The sequence below is a fragment of the Ectothiorhodospiraceae bacterium BW-2 genome (genome assembly GCA_008375315.1).
GTDB lineage: Bacteria > Pseudomonadota > Gammaproteobacteria > Thiohalomonadales > Thiohalomonadaceae > BW-2.
The window spans coordinates 810940-825861 of sequence record CP032507.1 but is presented as its reverse complement, the minus strand read 5'-3'; the positions used below and the strand labels follow the sequence as shown (position 1 = coordinate 825861).

Annotated in this window: 15 protein-coding genes; 4 read left to right on the top strand and 11 right to left on the bottom strand. The window is 53.7% G+C overall.

The window, feature by feature from the left end; genetic code table 11:
- The 5 genes from D5085_03800 to D5085_03780 all read right to left on the bottom strand — a co-directional run bounded on the left by D5085_03800 (window position 1) and on the right by D5085_03780 (window position 4811).
- Window positions 1-1062, bottom strand: coding sequence for a DUF354 domain-containing protein (locus D5085_03800; GenBank protein QEP42335.1), 1062 nt, complete (start codon window positions 1060-1062; stop codon window positions 1-3).
- A complete protein-coding gene (locus D5085_03795) occupies window positions 1059-1280 on the bottom strand; it encodes a hypothetical protein (GenBank protein ID QEP42334.1) in 222 nt (73 codons plus the stop codon). Before D5085_03795 ends, D5085_03800 begins: the two co-directional genes overlap by 4 nt.
- Window positions 1281-1445: 165 nt before the next feature.
- Window positions 1446-1937, bottom strand: a complete 492-nt coding sequence (locus D5085_03790) for a Uma2 family endonuclease (protein ID QEP42333.1) — start codon at window positions 1935-1937, stop codon at window positions 1446-1448.
- A gap of 1 nt (window position 1938) precedes the next feature.
- Window positions 1939-3390 (bottom strand): phosphomannomutase, encoded by a 1452-nt coding sequence (locus D5085_03785; protein ID QEP42332.1) that lies wholly within the window; start codon window positions 3388-3390, stop codon window positions 1939-1941.
- Window positions 3387-4811, bottom strand: coding sequence for a mannose-1-phosphate guanylyltransferase/mannose-6-phosphate isomerase (locus D5085_03780; GenBank protein ID QEP42331.1), 1425 nt, complete (start codon window positions 4809-4811; stop codon window positions 3387-3389). Before D5085_03780 ends, D5085_03785 begins: the two co-directional genes overlap by 4 nt.
- Before the next feature lie 393 nt (window positions 4812-5204).
- Here D5085_03780 and D5085_03775 point away from each other — a divergent pair, with 393 nt between their 5' ends.
- The 4 genes from D5085_03775 to D5085_03760 are packed head-to-tail and all read left to right on the top strand — an operon-like array spanning window position 5205 to window position 9016.
- A complete protein-coding gene (locus D5085_03775; protein QEP42330.1) occupies window positions 5205-5771 on the top strand; it encodes a nucleoside deaminase in 567 nt (188 codons plus the stop codon).
- A 50-nt stretch (window positions 5772-5821) separates the two neighbouring features.
- Window positions 5822-6595, top strand: coding sequence for a hypothetical protein (locus D5085_03770; GenBank protein ID QEP42329.1), 774 nt, complete (start codon window positions 5822-5824; stop codon window positions 6593-6595).
- The gene (locus tag D5085_03765; GenBank protein QEP42328.1) at window positions 6596-8188 is read left to right on the top strand and encodes a glutamate--cysteine ligase; all 1593 of its coding nucleotides are present in this window, start codon (window positions 6596-6598) and stop codon (window positions 8186-8188) included. It begins immediately after the preceding gene.
- A 42-nt stretch (window positions 8189-8230) separates the two neighbouring features.
- Complete coding sequence (locus tag D5085_03760; protein QEP42327.1) at window positions 8231-9016, top strand: succinate dehydrogenase/fumarate reductase iron-sulfur subunit; 786 nt, start codon at window positions 8231-8233, stop codon at window positions 9014-9016.
- A 5-nt stretch (window positions 9017-9021) separates the two neighbouring features.
- On the opposite strand, the gene D5085_03755 is transcribed toward D5085_03760, so the two are convergent.
- The 6 genes from D5085_03755 to D5085_03730 are packed head-to-tail and all read right to left on the bottom strand — an operon-like array spanning window position 9022 to window position 14709.
- Window positions 9022-9915 (bottom strand): tRNA glutamyl-Q(34) synthetase GluQRS, encoded by an 894-nt coding sequence (locus tag D5085_03755; GenBank protein QEP45043.1) that lies wholly within the window; start codon window positions 9913-9915, stop codon window positions 9022-9024.
- A gap of 13 nt (window positions 9916-9928) precedes the next feature.
- Window positions 9929-11356 carry a membrane-bound lytic murein transglycosylase MltF gene (gene mltF / locus D5085_03750; protein QEP42326.1) on the bottom strand — a complete coding sequence of 476 codons (1428 nt, stop codon included), beginning with the start codon at window positions 11354-11356 and terminating at the stop codon, window positions 9929-9931.
- An 18-nt stretch (window positions 11357-11374) separates the two neighbouring features.
- Window positions 11375-12088 carry a phosphoribosylaminoimidazolesuccinocarboxamide synthase gene (locus D5085_03745; GenBank protein ID QEP42325.1) on the bottom strand — a complete coding sequence of 238 codons (714 nt, stop codon included), beginning with the start codon at window positions 12086-12088 and terminating at the stop codon, window positions 11375-11377.
- A gap of 26 nt (window positions 12089-12114) precedes the next feature.
- The gene (locus tag D5085_03740) at window positions 12115-12891 is read right to left on the bottom strand and encodes an MBL fold metallo-hydrolase (GenBank protein ID QEP42324.1); all 777 of its coding nucleotides are present in this window, start codon (window positions 12889-12891) and stop codon (window positions 12115-12117) included.
- Complete coding sequence (bamC, locus tag D5085_03735) at window positions 12881-13834, bottom strand: outer membrane protein assembly factor BamC (protein QEP42323.1); 954 nt, start codon at window positions 13832-13834, stop codon at window positions 12881-12883. Before bamC ends, D5085_03740 begins: the two co-directional genes overlap by 11 nt.
- On the bottom strand, window positions 13831-14709 hold the full coding sequence (locus tag D5085_03730; GenBank protein QEP42322.1) for a 4-hydroxy-tetrahydrodipicolinate synthase: 879 nt from the start codon (window positions 14707-14709) through the stop codon (window positions 13831-13833). Before D5085_03730 ends, bamC begins: the two co-directional genes overlap by 4 nt.
- Window positions 14710-14922: the final 213 nt, after the last annotated feature.

Genomic DNA, 14922 nt, shown 5'->3' with positions numbered 1-14922 from the left:
TCAGTTATGCTCTCCATCATAATCGTGCAATATCTTAGGAAATGTTGTAATGCTGCGAACAATGAGTTGTGTGACATCAACTGTATCACTTAATAGCTGTTGTCTGGCCGCCGCGTAATCTGCTTTAGATCTGGCGAGCAGTCGTTCAATAGCGTTATTAATTGGTTGCCAATCTAGTTGAAAAATATTGTGTACCAAACCGTAGCGACTCTCCTGTTCGTTAGTATAACCTCGGCCGGTGTTGGCAATATAGATAGCTGGGGTACCCAATACAGCGGCTTCGGATGCCATGGTGGCACTTTCACCAATGACACCACGACAAAAAGCCAGCAGATGGTGCACCTGATTCGAGTGACCTAAATAGCGATAATCAGCCAGTTCTGGGGCTAACTCTCCCTCCGCTGAAATTAACACTTTGCCATGTGACGCTAGTTTAGCGACTAACTTTTTTAGCAGGTGATGACTCCAACCTGTTTCAGTCAGATCATGATTTGCTTGCCAAGAGACGACTCGAATAAAAAAGGTGTCACCCTCTGTTGCCAGACCATTGGCCTCAGCGATGGTTCTATCGGGGGTAAAATAGTTGGGGTGTAGATAGGCAAGTTCATGATAGCCATCGTAACGCAGATGGCGTCGTTTAGGTAGCCAAGCATTATAACAGTGGGGAACAATGACCATAGAGGCAAACGGGTAGGTGAGTGCATTTTGTAACGAAGCGTTTTCGGTATCATAAAAGACTAGCGAGGGTACTTTGGTCAGAAAACCGACCTGAGCAATAAAGATTCCCCCTATGGCAGCCATAATGTCGGGTTTAAAGGTGCGTACCTGTTGATATAACCTAAAGTTGCGACTGAGTAACTCTTTGGTTAAAGCAATCATACCACTACCGTTTTGTGACGATAGAGGTCTATGGGGAAGAGAATATTTGTCTAGCAGTTCAAGCGCAATATCTTTATTACGGCTGGTAATAAGAATTTGATGATTTTGCTGTTGTAATAGGGTAATTGAATGGCGAAAGAAATGGACATGGGCCGGATGACAGATATCAATAAGAATTCTCATATTGTTTGACTCATGGCTACTGCTTTAATGGTAATAATCTCTTGGTAAAGTTGGTGTAGGTTAGCATCAATAAACACCTTACACTGTCCCATAAAGTTAAGTTTGTCTGCCAGTGATGGAATCGCAAATAGCTGTATCGGTTTAGCAGCCCCCTTGGGTGTTTTATAGAGATAAATCACACTGCTTTTAACAATGTCATTATTAAGGTAGTTCAACATCATCTGGCTGTGAGTGGTCACCATAATTTGATGAGTCGATTGCACTAGATGGTCAAGCGGATATTCAATCAGTTAATGTATCAATTAACATTGGCAGAACGCCTTAGCCTACTGGAGAGTCGCTTCTGCCTGAAGCCGCCGCAAGAAGGATAATATGCATTATGATTAAACCTCAACAACACAACCACACTCAAGTTGAAGGGTAACAGGTGACATCATGCGTTGAACTTTTTCTCTACGCACATGTAAAACCAGTAGAGTATATGGATCAAAGACAACGACATCTTTCACCCCTTGGGAGAGGTAGAATGGCGGCCCGATCTCTAAATCCTTCGCCTCATACCCTTTGCTGACGACTTCAATGACTGCCTCAGGAATTTGAGTCAGTGCGCTATCTTGCTCCTCATCACTCGGCTCCTGACAAAATATAGAGATATCCGGTCGCTTCAATCCACTGGGGAATTGTACATAGACATCCATCGCATGGACACAGCCACACGCAGCTCCATCACTACTTTTGCTAATCCCGTGAATAATACGCTCAATATGCTTTTGATGACGATAGAGCGGTTGTGCTTCCCATAATGGCAGGCCATTGACTATTTCGAGTCGAATCCCTAGCTCACTTGCTTGCATTAATGTCGTTGATAGACTCATGTTAGGGTATAGATACTGCTACCTGCTGTAATACTCGCTGACAGAGCGCCTCAGCCCGCTCAGGGGTCGAGCTCTCTACATAGCAGCGAAGTTCGGGGGCGTTGCCTGAAGGACGAAGATGGATGATCTCTTGGTGGCTATCGGTTAGACGCAGGCCATCGGTGCTATCTTGCTCAATGAGCGTGGCTAAATGGTCGGGCAGAAGCTGTTGCAACGGATTGGGAGCCGTTTGAAGCTGTTGTAGTAGCCGCTGACTAGCGCTAGTGGGGATATTGGTCAGCCTGTCGCTAGCGGTGTAGCGTGGCGGTAGCTGTGTTGGTAGCGCCGAGAGGGATAGCTTCTGCCGGCTAGCTGTGATGAGCAGGGCGATTGCCGGTAGGATCGCATCGCGGGTCGGTAGCGGTGAGAGGAGTCGTCCCTGTAGCCTCGCGTCTGTGGCTAATAAAAAGCCGCCATTGGCCTCGTAGCCGACGATAACATCCTCTGCCGTGCTCTGCTGTTGCAGCGCCTCCATCGCCTCAATGACATAGGGCGAGCCGATACGGGTACGGCGAATTTGGGTAAATTGACCGCACAGCTCTAGCGCGGTATTACTACTGATTGGGGTTGCTACGGCGGTAGCGCCGAGCTCTATGGCGCAGAGGATACCGACAATATCCCCTCGCAACCACTCTCCCTGTTCATCGCCAATGAGTGGGCGATCACCATCGCCATCGGTAGAGATAATCGCGTCAAAGTGGTGTTCTGCCGCCCATGCTTTTGCTCGTTGCCTATCTTCTGTGCTAACCGCTTCGGTATCGATAGGGACAAAAGTATCGGTTCGACCGAGTGAGATAACTTCAGCGCCTAACTGTTGTAGTAGCTGGGTAAAGAGCTCCCGTGCGACCGAGGAGTGTTCATAGAGGGCAATGCGCTTTCCTAGCAGCGGTCGGTCACTAAAACAGTCGAGATAGCGGTTAAGGTAGTGTGTCGTCGCATCAGGCTGAAGCGGTGGCAGTGGCGGGGGAGTGAGCTGTTCGGGGAGGGTGATCTTAGCTGCGAGCATCGCTCTCTCATCGGCTTTGGTAATCTCCCCCTGTTGGCGGTAGAACTTAATGCCGTTGCGATCAAACGGAATATGGCTGCCGGTGATAACGATGACCGGCTGCTGTTGTCTTAGGCCGTAATAGGCCAGCGCCGGCGTGGGGAGGGCACCACAGTAGCAGCTCTTTTTGCCGCTAGCCTCGATAGCCGCGATACAGGCGGCAGTAATGGCCGGGCTGCTAGGGCGTAGATCGTGGCCGATAATGAGGCTGTCGGCCTCACTGGCCACTGTATGTAGAAAGGCTTGGGTAAAGGCGTAGCAGATCTCCGGCGTCATATCGCTCACTAATCCGCGAGCACCACTGGTGCCAAAATGGAGCTTAGCCCGTTGACTCAGATCAGAAAGGGTGGTGGGGGTAGGGGGACTCATGGTTGCTGCTCCTGACGACCGTAGCGATCTTCAAAGCGAACGATATCATCTTCGCCTAAATAGCTGCCAGTTTGAACTTCGATTAACTCTAGGGCAATTTTTCCCGGATTTTCTAGCGAGTGGGTCTCGCCGACATGAATATAGATCGACTCATTTTCAGTGATAATTTCACTGCGATCATTGTGGGTTACCCGCGCCGTTCCGGAGACCACAATCCAGTGTTCGGCTCGGTGGTGGTGCATCTGTAGCGATAATTTCTCCCCCGGCTTGACAGATATCCGTTTAACTTTAAAACGAGTTCCCTCCTCAATCGAGTCATAACAGCCCCAGGGACGATAGACGACACGGTGGTGGTGCGCTTGGCTGCGCTGTTGCTGTTTTAAGGTATCGACAATGGCCTTCACATCTTGTGCTCGATCCTTTTGGGCGATAAGTACCGCATCTTTAGTCTCAATGACCACTAAATTATCGACCCCGACGGTGGCAATGAGCCGCTCTTCAGCATGGAGCAGGCAGTTGTGGGTATCGTGGGCAACCACATCGCCCTTGGTCGAGTTTCCGGCGCTATCTTTGTGATCGACCTCCCATAGTGCCGACCAGCTACCGATATCGTTCCAACCGGCATTGAGTGGCACTACGGCGACACTCTCGGCCCTCTCCATGACCGCATAATCGACCGATTCGGCGGGGCAGTGGCTGAAGATGTCGCTATCGAGGTAGAGAAATTCGTACTGAGGGTGAAGATGGTCAGCGGCCTGTTGGCAGATGGTGTGGATATCGGGCCGGTATTGCTGTAGCTGCTGTAGGTAAGTGTCGGCCTGCATTAAAAACATACCGCTATTCCAGAGATAGTTCCCCTCTTGTAGATAGTTTTTGGCCGTCTTATGATCCGGTTTTTCGACAAAGCGGGCTACGCGATACCCCTCACCAAGGGGTTGACCCTGTTGAATATAGCCATAACCGGTTTCGGGGCCGGTCGGAACAATGCCGAAGGTGACTAGCTCACCGCTAGCGGCGAGCCGCTCTCCGATACCTATCGCTCGATGAAACGCGGCGACATTTTGAATCAGATGGTCGGCTGCTAGCACCAGTAGTTGGGGGTTATCGTGCTGTTTTAACGCCGCCATCGCGGCAATGGCGATGGCCGGTGCGGTGTTACGACCTACCGGTTCAAGAATAATCTTCGCCCGCTCTATGCCGAGCTGCCGTAGCTGCTCAGCGACAATAAAGCGGTGTTCGTAGTTGCAGAGCAGAATCGGTTCGCCCAATTTTAGCCCCTCTAGTCGGGTAAGGGTCTGTTGTAGCATGGTCTGCTCCCCCTGCAGGGTCAAAAACTGCTTAGGAAAGTGGGTGCGGGAGAGCGGCCAGAGGCGAGTGCCGGAGCCGCCGGCGATAATGACGGGAATAAGGGGTTGGTTCATCTTGCTGTCTGTATCGTTAAGCGTTTAAAACTGAGGGGTTCTCGATAGGTTGGAGCTGCTAAGGTTGGGATTGTAGCAAGTGGGGCGAGGGGTGGCTAGTTCGTTTGTCGTTGTGGGGGGCCATTTTCAGCGTGGGGGGCGGTGGCTACATCGCCGGCAACTTCAGGTGAGAGAGCGAGTGGAGCCGAGAGGGTGAGGGTAAACGTGGTGAAGAGAGCTCTTGGTGAATTGATTTTAGCCCTATTTTCAGTCATGCTACCCCCATTGGCCTTGTGACAGCTTGGGTTGTTTTTTATATTTTGGGTATTTTAGCGTATTGTCATGACAGTATTGGAAGTATCAACCCTAAATCTTTTGGGCCTGAGCTATTTGATAAATTTTTAGCTTCTGCTGATGCAACAACCCGAACAGATTCAATTTTCGCTACCCCCATGGCTGAGCCCCTTTTTAGCGCAGCAGCCGTCCTATTTAACCACGCTAGAGGAGCGGATGGCGCTAGTCCTTGAGGCGTGTGCGGAGAATATTGCTCATCAGAGCGGTGGCCCCTTTGCTGCCGCGCTATTTGATCAGCACAGTGGCGAGCTGCTCTCTTTAGGAGTGAATCGGGTGCCGACCGAGCGCCTCTCACCACTGCACGCCGAAGTGGTCGCGATTATGCTAGCTGAGCGGCAGTTATGGGGCGTCTCCCCTCGACCTTCGCTACAAATTGTTTGTAGTAGCGAACCTTGTGCGATGTGTCTGGGGGCGATGAGTTGGGCTGGTATTACTTCGCTAGTGACGGCCGCTAGCGGTGCTGATGTGGAGGCGATCGGCTTCGATGAGGGGGATAAGCCGACAACATGGCAGCAGAAGTTACAGCAGCGAGGTGTTGAAGTCATAACCGGCGTTGCCCAACAGCGGGCGGTGTTATTGCTGCAACAGTATCAGCGAAGCGGCGGTGTGATCTATAATGGCGGTTAGCGGCGAGGGGGGAGCCCTTTTAGTTTACGATATCGACAGAGGGGAATAGCATGGCCAGAGGCACACTTGCGGTGCTCTATGCAGGAGCGTTTGTAGCCGGTAAAGATCCGGAGGCGGTGAAACAGCAGCTTGCCGTCATGTTTAAAGTACCGCAGCAGAAGCTTGAACATCTATTTAGTGGCGAGTGGGTGACCATTAAAAAGGGGCTCGATCAGGATACTGCGGCGCGTTATAACGCCGCCCTAAGCCGCGTCGGTGCGGTGGTTCATGTGGTGGATGAGAGCGAAGTGGCTGACTTTATTAGTCAACAGCTGCTTCAAACGGCACCAAACTCCCCACCCGAACCCGAACCCGAACCGTCAGCCCCCGAACCTGAGCCGGAGGAGGGGCGGGGCACTCGCGGCGAGGCGACTCATCCACAGGGGCCGATGGTAGCGACTGCCACTGAGCCCCCTTCGAAACCGAAAGCTGCGCCTGAACCCGAGAGTAAAGCGGGGGGGAATCTGCCCCCTAGAGCCGAACGAGGACAGGTGATGATTGAGCCCCCTGCGACCTTAGGCGAGCTGGAGAGTCTCGGTGTGGAGTCGCATTGGAACGACACGCTAGAGAGGCGAGAGGAGGTGGCGCTGCCAGAGATTGCCACCGAGCATCTGGATGTGGATGAGGTTGGCGTGCTCTTGGTCGAGCCGGAGCCGTTTGTAGCGCTAGAGCTGGATATCTCCCATCTACAGTTTGATAGCAGCGGCGCACCGCTGGTCGAGCCGGAGGAGTTTGTGCCGTTACAGATCGATACTAGCCATATTGAGTTAGAGAGTACTCCGTAGATGTTACTTCAGCGCTTAGCAAAGCTGCATCAACAGAACGGCGTGGAGCTACTACAGCAGGGGTTGATCGGCCTTGAGCGGGAGGCGCTACGGGCCGATCGCGCCGGACATATCGCCCGTACTGATCACCCTGCTGCGTTCGGCTCTCCCCTGACCCACTCCTGGTTGACCACCGACTACTCTGAGGCGCTTTTGGAGCTAATCACTCCGCCTCGGCATCGGTTAACGGAAGTCCACGACTTCCTGTTTCAGCTACACACCTTTGTGCAGCAGCAGTTAGGAGAGGAGCTGCTCTGGAGTGGCAGTATGCCGTGCCGACTACAGGGAGAGATGAGTATTCGTCTAGCAGAGTATGGTAGCTCTAATGCGGCGATGATGAAGACTATCTATCGGCGTGGCCTAGGCTATCGTTATGGCCGTATTATGCAGGTAATCGCCGGTATCCACTTTAACTACTCCTTTTCGTTACCGTTTTGGCGTAGTTATCAAAAGTTGGAGCAGGATGAGCAGTCGTTAAAGACTTTTATCTCGGAGGCCTACTTTGAGCTGCTGCGTAACCTGCAGCGCCTCGGCTGGCTGATCCCCTATCTATTTGGTGCCTCTCCGGCGGTCGATGCGTCGTTTATTGAGCAGACACCGACTAAATTGGAGCGCTTTGATCACGCTACTTGGTTTGGCCCTTGGGCGACTTCGCTACGCATGGGTGATATTGGGTACCAGAACAATAAAGAGAACGAAATCGGGGTAAAAGCGTGTTATGACAATTTAGAGGAGTACCTAGAGACGCTGGTCTATGCCATCGATACCGAGTACCCCGGTTACGCCCGCATCGGCGTTAAAGTTGATGGGGAGTATCGTCAGCTTAATGCCAATATTCTCCAAATTGAGAACGAATACTACAGCACGGTACGCCCTAAACCGCTACTTAACGGCAATGAGAGCCCAGCGTTGGGGCTCATTCGTCGCGGGGTTAGTTATGTCGAATTGCGCTCGGTCGATGTTAACCCCTTTTCGCCCGTTGGTATCGAACTGTGGCAGTTGCACTTTCTGGAGGCGCTCTACCTCTACTGCCTGTTAGAACCGAGTCCTAATATCTTGCCGTGGGAGCGGGCAGAGATCGATAAGAACGAGATGACTGTGGCTCAATATGGTCGTAAACCGGGCTTAAAGCTCATTCGTAATGGTAGTGAGATTACTCTGCGCGACTGGAGCCACCAAATTTGCGCGGCGATGGTGCCGGTCTGTCAACTACTCGATGAGACTGATGCGAGTACTCCCTATAGCGACGCGCTGCAACAGGCGGTGACTTTGGTGGATGATAGCGATAAAACCCTATCGGCGAAGCTGTTACGGCAGATGCACTGTAGTAACGAGGGCTACTGGCAGTTAATGCGGCGCTTGTCGCAGCAACATCAGCAGCAGCTGCGTCAAGGGGCACTCTCTCCAGCATGGCAGCAGCAGATGGCAGCAGAGATTGTCCGCTCTGATCGAGCTAGAGCGGAGATAGAGGCGCAGGATAATCGATCGTTTGATGACTATTTGAGCGACTACTTCGCCCAGCCGCTCGATGGCTTTGTGGCGGAGATGGAGTAATCTTTTGGGCAGTTTGATAACCGCAACCCCCGTACCTCTATTGTGAACTATACGCTTAAAATCTGGCGCCAGAAAAGTGCCACGGTGGCGGGTGAGATGGCCAGCTATCGGGTTGAATCGATTAGCCCCGATATGTCATTTCTGGAGATGCTAGATCACCTCAATGAGCAGTTACTGCTGCAGGACATAGAGCCGGTGGCTTTCGATATGGATTGTCGCGAGGGGATTTGCGGTGCCTGTTCGATGGTGATCGATGGTAAGCCGCATGGTCTAATGGGCGCTACCACGACCTGCCAGCTCTATATGCGCCACTTTGAGGATGGTGCGACCATTACCGTTGAGCCGTGGCGGGCGGGGCCGTTTCAGGTGATTAAAGATTTGGTCGTTGATCGCTCTGCGTTAGATAGAGTGATGCAGGCAGGAGGCTACATTTCGGTCAATACCGGTGAGGCGGCCGATGCGAATACCCTCCCCATCCCCAAAGATGTCGCCGATCACGCCTTTGCCGCCGCGACCTGTATCGGCTGTGGGGCGTGCGTTGCCGCCTGCCCCAATGCCTCGGCGATGCTGTTTGTCGCCGCCAAAGTTACCCACTTAGCGCTACTGCCGCAGGGGCAGCCGGAGCGGAGTCGCCGGGTGGTGAGCATGGTTGAGGCGATGGATAGCGAGGGGTTTGGGAACTGCTCTAACCACTATGAGTGTGCGAAAGCGTGCCCTAAGTCGATTCCGGTGTCGCTCATTGCGCGGCTCAATCGGGAGTTTCTGCAGGCGGCCATCTTCGGGCGCGAATTTGGCTATCAGCCGCGCCACTGGGAGCATCAAGAGTAGCGCGTTTAACGATTAACAAGCGCTAGCGCAGGGGAGGTGGGGATCTGTGCTGGGCACCAGTGGTGGTGCGCCCACTGCCACACCTCCTGCAAGGGGGCAGAGTGGAGCGGCGGTGGCGGCCTCTGTCCGAGTAGCGTTAGTGCCTGAACCAACTCAGCCGCCGCTCTGCTTGGATTGAGGGCGGGGGCGTGGTTCTGTTTACTTAACTTCTCTCCTTGTGCGGTGACTAACGGCAGGTGGCAATAGTCGGGTTGCGGCAGCCCTAACGCCTGCTGTAGCACAATATGGGCACCGGTTTGGGCTAACAGATCGCGACCGCGAACTATCTCGGTGACCCCCTCGGCACCATCATCGACGACCACGGCGAGCGCATAGGCAAACAGTCCATCGCGGCGGCGTAAGATGAGATCGCCGCTCGTCTCTGCCGGTCGTTGGTATTGGGGGCCGCAGTGGCGGTCATCAAAGGTGACCGCTTGATTCGGCATTCGCAAGCGGATCGCAACAGGGTCGGCTGCGGCGAGGTGGCGCTCGCGGCAGAAGCCCGGGTAGGGGTGGGGGGGGATCTGCTGCGCCGCCGCTTGTGCCTTAACTCGCTGTCGTGAGCAGTCGCAGTAGTAGAGCAGCCCTTGAGCCTTGAGTTCGGCGAGTGCGGCCTGATAGCGCTCAGTGTGGCGACTCTGGTAGCTTAGGGCGTCCCACTCAAAACCGAACTGCTCTAGCGTAATAAGAATTCTCTTTGCCGCCCCGGCTGCCTCACGCGGCGGATCGATATCTTCAAGCCGTAGCTGCCATCGACCCTGACAGCGATGGGCTTGGAGGTAGCTAGCCACCGCAGTGGTGAGTGAGCCTAAATGGAGCGGGCCGGTCGGGGAGGGGGCAAAGCGGCCGCAGTAGGGGATCGATCCCCTAGTGTTAGAGTACGGGGTTATCACTCATCAGATGGAGTGGTTGTGGTTGCGACTCTAGCTGCTGCTGCTCTTTGGCCTCCTTTTCGGTCTGCCAGCGGAGGATATCGTAGTAGCCGCGAATCCGTTCGACATAGTTCGCCGCCTCATCCCCCCGAGCGTAGCCGTGTTTAACGGTAGAGTGCCACTTTTTCTGGCGCAATTTGGGTAGGTGGTTGCGGACATGTTGCCACAGATCGGGGTTATCCCCTTGTCGTTGAGTTAAGATTCGGGCATCTTCCAGATGGCCTAAACCGATATTATAGGCCGCCATCGCAAACCAGATTCGATCTGGCATGGTGATATCTGCCGGAATTCTATCGATTAGGCGGCGCAGATAGAGGGCACCGCCGCGAATACTCTGTACCGGATCGGTTCTATCTTCGACACCGATATCTTTAGAGGCCGCTAAAGTGAGCATCATTATCCCCTTCACGCCGGTAGGGGAGACGGCATCGGGATCCCAATGCGACTCCTGATAGGCCATGGCGGCCAGAATACGCCAGTCGAGATCGACCTCCTTGCCGGCATACTCAAACAGTACCCTAAAACGGGATAGACGGCTCTCTACATGGTTACGAAAGGTACGACTACCGACAAAACTATACTCATCGAAGTGGCCGAAGTGGCGATCTGCCAAAATAGCGAGCTGGCCGTTGTGGCTAATGGTCTCGATAAAGTCGGCTGTGGCCTGGTAGAGTGTCTCATCCCCCTCAATGGCGCGCATCGCCCACGCGACCGATTCGCTCTCGGTGAGTTCAAAGGCGCTCTTTAACTCGGGGTAGAAGCGGCGATAGAGGTTAAAGGTATGATCATCAACAATGGTAACCCCTTGGCGCTGCTGCCAAATCTCCTCTAATAGCGCTTCGGGTGTGAGGGAGAGGGTCTGCCAGGTGAGATCACGATATTGAAATAGTAGCGTCTGTAGCAGGGTATCGGCGCGAGTGCCGCTGATAATTGTCAATGGGTGCGGATAGTCGGGTAGTTCGGCAAGCGATTTAGGTAGCTTATCTTTTTGGTGACCGATAAGTAGCTGTTTAACTTTGGTATAAGGGGGGGAGTAGCGTAGCCAGAGCGCTCCGCGATCAATCGTCAGTCCAGCGGCGGCGATATCAAACGATGACTCTCGTAGCGCTTCATAGAGTTCAGCGGGGCTCTCTACCACTGTGAGGTGTAACTTAACCCCAAGCTGTTGACTAAACTGCCGCAGCAGATCGACCTCAAATCCAGCGGCAAGGTTGTCGTGGGTTAGATAGTAGCTAGTGGGGTTATTCAGTGTGAGGGCGTTCAATTCGCCCCGGGCAATAATTTGTGCTAGTTGGGGCGGGGATTGGCTACAGCCAAAGAGCAGCAGCGCTGTGGTTAGCAGCAGTGGGAGCTTAAAGCGGAGGCTCATTTGAGAGGCGCTCTTCGGTTAGTCAAAGGCAATGCCGAGGCGTTGGGCTACCTCCTCATACGCTTCGACAACTCCACCGAGCCCTTGACGGAATCGATCTTTGTCGAGTTTGTTACGGGTCTGGCTATCCCATAGACGGCAGCCGTCGGGAGAGAACTCATCGCCTAGGTAGAGCTGGTCGTTAAAGTGGCCAAACTCTAGTTTGTAATCGACCAAAATCATGCCGGCATCGTCAAATAGTCGTTTGAGTACTCGATTAACGGCTAGGGTCTGCTGCCTCATGGTGGCGATATCGCTCTCGCTCGCCCAGCCGAAGGTGACGATATGGGAGTCGTTAACCATCGGATCGTGCAGGGCGTCGTTTTTAAGAAAGAACTCAAAGATAGGTGGGTCGAGTTCGAGTCCCTCCTCAACTCTAAGTCGTCTGACCAGTGAACCGGTAGCGATATTGCGTACCACGCACTCTACCGGCACCATCTTTAGGTTAAGCACCAACGAATCGGTATCGGAGAGGCGCTCAATAAAGTGGGTCTTAATGCCCGCCTGTTGCAATTTTTGCATTATAAAGGCGTTAAAGAGGTTGTTAACTCTGCCCTTACGAGCTAACTGTTCAACCCTCTCGCCATCAAAGGCGGAGGTATCGTCACGAAAGCGCATAATCAGCCGTTCGGGATCGGCGGTGGTGTAGATCGTCTTTGCCTTACCGGCGTAGAGCTCTATGTCTGGTTGCATGGGGTTCGGTTCCTGTTAATTGCTCTCTAAATCGAGTTCTGCCGCAGTTCGCGCCAGCCCGAGGGGTGATCTTGGCTGGCGATGGTGAGCGCCTCGGCACTGCACGCCACTACCGGTAGTATAGCCTCTCTAACGCGATCGGGGTGGTTATTTTTCGCGCTCAAATGGGCCAGTACTAGCTGCTGTAATGGCCGCTGATCTAGCCGCTGTAGTAGCGATGCTGCCTGCTGATTGCTCAGGTGGCCTAGCTCTCCCCCTACCCGAGCTTGCAGTGAGGGGGGGTAGGGGCCTTGGCGCAGTAGCTGCGGGTCGTGGTTGCACTCTAATATCAGTCCGTCGCAGCCATTAAGATGGGCCACAATGTGGGGGGTAATATGGCCCGCATCGGTGAGTAGCCCTAAACGACGGTTACCGTTGCTGAGGGTGTAGTGGCACGCCTCTTTCGCATCGTGGGGGATAGTGTAGGGGGTAATCTCTAGCTCGCCGATGGCAAAGGGGGCGTTATGGCTATGAATGGTGGTCACTTGAGGTAGCGTCCCTAGTCGGTGCGGCAGGTAGCTACCGGCGGTGAGATAGACCGGCAGCCGATATTTGCGTGCTAGCGGGCCGACTCCGTTGAGGTGATCGCCATGTTCGTGGGTGACTAGGATGGCACTTAAAGAGGCCGGTTCGGTGGCGGCTGTGGCTAGTCGCGACTCAATCTCTTTTAGAGTAAAGCCGCAGTCGATTAGAATTCGGGTCTGGTTGAACTCAACTAAGGTAGCGTTGCCGCGACTGCCACTGCCTAACAGATTAAAGCGCATTCATCTCCTGACGGATTAACTCCTGCCGTATCGCCTGTAGTAGCTGCTGCTGCTCGGAGGCGTTGAGATTCTCAATGGTGAGTCGGCTCTGCTGGCGATTGCCTTCAAGACGAACCCGCGCCTTCAGATCGCTCTTATCGCTCTGCTCATCGGGGGGGATCAGCCGGAAACCGTCGTCACTGAAGTTATCGCGATAGAGGTTGATAAAGTAGAGGCCGTTACTGCGATCCTTATCGCTAATAGTGAGCGCTAATCGATCGAGCGCCAGTCCAGTTTCACGCCAAGCGCGGGCGTAGTCGAGCTGTAGGCTCAACTCCCCCGCTGCTAGAGTGAAATCGGCCTCACGCGCTAACTGTCGCTGCTGCTGCTGCTGCTGTTCGGCGATGGAGAGGGCGAGGCGTCCCAATATTTCGTGCTCTAAATCGTAGTCGCGGGGGCGAAACTGCCACTTACTATCGACCTTGCGGACTCCGTAGTGGGTTAGGTAGAGATCGTACTGTGCCGGGGCGGTTTCGATAACTCTTAGCCGAAATTTATCGCGGGTCTCTTCGGCAAAACGCTGTTCACGGCCATTAAACCAGAGGGTCTCCATGACCCCTAATTCGATCTGGTTAAACTGTAGTGCGATATTGTTCTGCTGCCAGAACTGCTCTAACAGTGGCCAGAGTCGCTCTTGGCTATTGTCGATCTGTAACCACTGCTGCTGATTATGGGCGAGGCGGCTGACCCGTTCTAAGGGCGGTAGGAGTGTTTGACGCCGAGTACTGGGCGGCTGTTCACTCGGCAGGGCTAAAAAGCCGCTACGGGCAGGGCGGGTCAGATCGGGGGGAATTGCCAAATCTTGCGGCTGTTCAAACTGAATGGACTCTCGATCGGTGGCGCAGCCGCTGGACAGTGCCGATACCCATAGGAGCGGGAGTAGCCGCCACAGCACGACTCTCATGTTAGCACTCCGGCTTGCTGTAGTGCGTCGGTTAGCTGGGCATGAAAACGGTGACTGAGTTGAGTCAGTGGTAGCCGGATACCGGTAGAAATCAGCCCCATGCGGTGCAGTGCCCACTTGACAGGGATCGGATTAGATTCGGCAAAGAGCTCTTTATGACACGCTAATAGCTGTTGATTGATCTGTTCGGCCTGCTCAAAGTCGCCCTTAAGTGCCGCCTGGCAGAGGTTGTGCATCTGTCGTGGGGCGACATTGGCGGTGACTGAGATGCACCCTTTTGCGCCGAGTCGCATCAGCTCTAGGGTAGTGGCATCATCGCCACTAAAGACCGCCATCCGATCACCGAGGCGCTGAATCAGATCGGCACCTCGTGCCATATCACCGGTGGCATCTTTAATGGCGACGATATTGTCAATATCGGCTAGCTGCTCTACGGTGCTGTTCTGCATATCACAACCGGTACGGCTAGGGACATTGTAGAGAATTTGCGGGATGGGCACCGCATCGGCGAGTAACCTAAAGTGGCGAAAGAGCCCCTCTTGGGTCGGCTTGTTATAGTAAGGTGTCACGAGCAGAGCGGCATCGGCCCCCATGTCAGCGGCGCAGCGGGTGAGTTGTAGTGCCTCGGCGGTGCAGTTGGCACCGGTACCGGCGATAATCTTCACCCGTCCGGCCGCTTGGTTAATAATGGCCTGAATGACCTGACAGTGCTCATTGTGATCTAGCGTTGCCGACTCTCCGGTGGTACCGACAGCGACTATCGCGTCAGAGCGGTTGTCGATATGGAACTCAACTAGCTGGGCTAGACTACCGTAATCGATCTCACCATGCTCATCCATTGGGGTTACCAGTGCAACCATACTACCTTGAAACATACAATACTCTCTCTACAGCTTGTCGATACCTAAAATAGGGGGGAGATGTTATACCGCTAGGCGGGGAAAATCCATAGGCCGGATCAGATTTGGTCGCTTAACTACGGTTGCGAGCAGGGATTCGGGTTATGCTTGAGAAAGAGAGTGACGAGGCACTGGGTTTTAGGGTCGGTTTATGGTAACTTGTGCCCCGTTTTGCAATTTAATGTCATG

Coding starts and splice junctions, on each gene's coding strand:
- D5085_03730 (QEP42322.1), bottom strand. CDS start 14,709: ATGTTTCAAGGTAGTATGGTTGCACTGGTAACCCCAATGGATGAGCAT.
- D5085_03740 (QEP42324.1), bottom strand. CDS start 12,891: ATGCGCTTTAATCTGTTAGGCAGTGGCAGTCGCGGCAACGCTACCTTA.
- D5085_03765 (QEP42328.1), top strand. CDS start 6,596: ATGTTACTTCAGCGCTTAGCAAAGCTGCATCAACAGAACGGCGTGGAG.
- D5085_03780 (QEP42331.1), bottom strand. CDS start 4,811: ATGAACCAACCCCTTATTCCCGTCATTATCGCCGGCGGCTCCGGCACT.
- D5085_03790 (QEP42333.1), bottom strand. CDS start 1,937: ATGAGTCTATCAACGACATTAATGCAAGCAAGTGAGCTAGGGATTCGA.
- D5085_03795 (QEP42334.1), bottom strand. CDS start 1,280: ATGTTGAACTACCTTAATAATGACATTGTTAAAAGCAGTGTGATTTAT.
- D5085_03800 (QEP42335.1), bottom strand. CDS start 1,062: ATGAGAATTCTTATTGATATCTGTCATCCGGCCCATGTCCATTTCTTT.
- D5085_03745 (QEP42325.1), bottom strand. CDS start 12,088: ATGCAACCAGACATAGAGCTCTACGCCGGTAAGGCAAAGACGATCTAC.
- D5085_03775 (QEP42330.1), top strand. CDS start 5,205: ATGCAACAACCCGAACAGATTCAATTTTCGCTACCCCCATGGCTGAGC.
- mltF (QEP42326.1), bottom strand. CDS start 11,356: ATGAGCCTCCGCTTTAAGCTCCCACTGCTGCTAACCACAGCGCTGCTG.
- bamC (QEP42323.1), bottom strand. CDS start 13,834: ATGAGAGTCGTGCTGTGGCGGCTACTCCCGCTCCTATGGGTATCGGCA.
- D5085_03785 (QEP42332.1), bottom strand. CDS start 3,390: ATGAGTCCCCCTACCCCCACCACCCTTTCTGATCTGAGTCAACGGGCT.
- D5085_03770 (QEP42329.1), top strand. CDS start 5,822: ATGGCCAGAGGCACACTTGCGGTGCTCTATGCAGGAGCGTTTGTAGCC.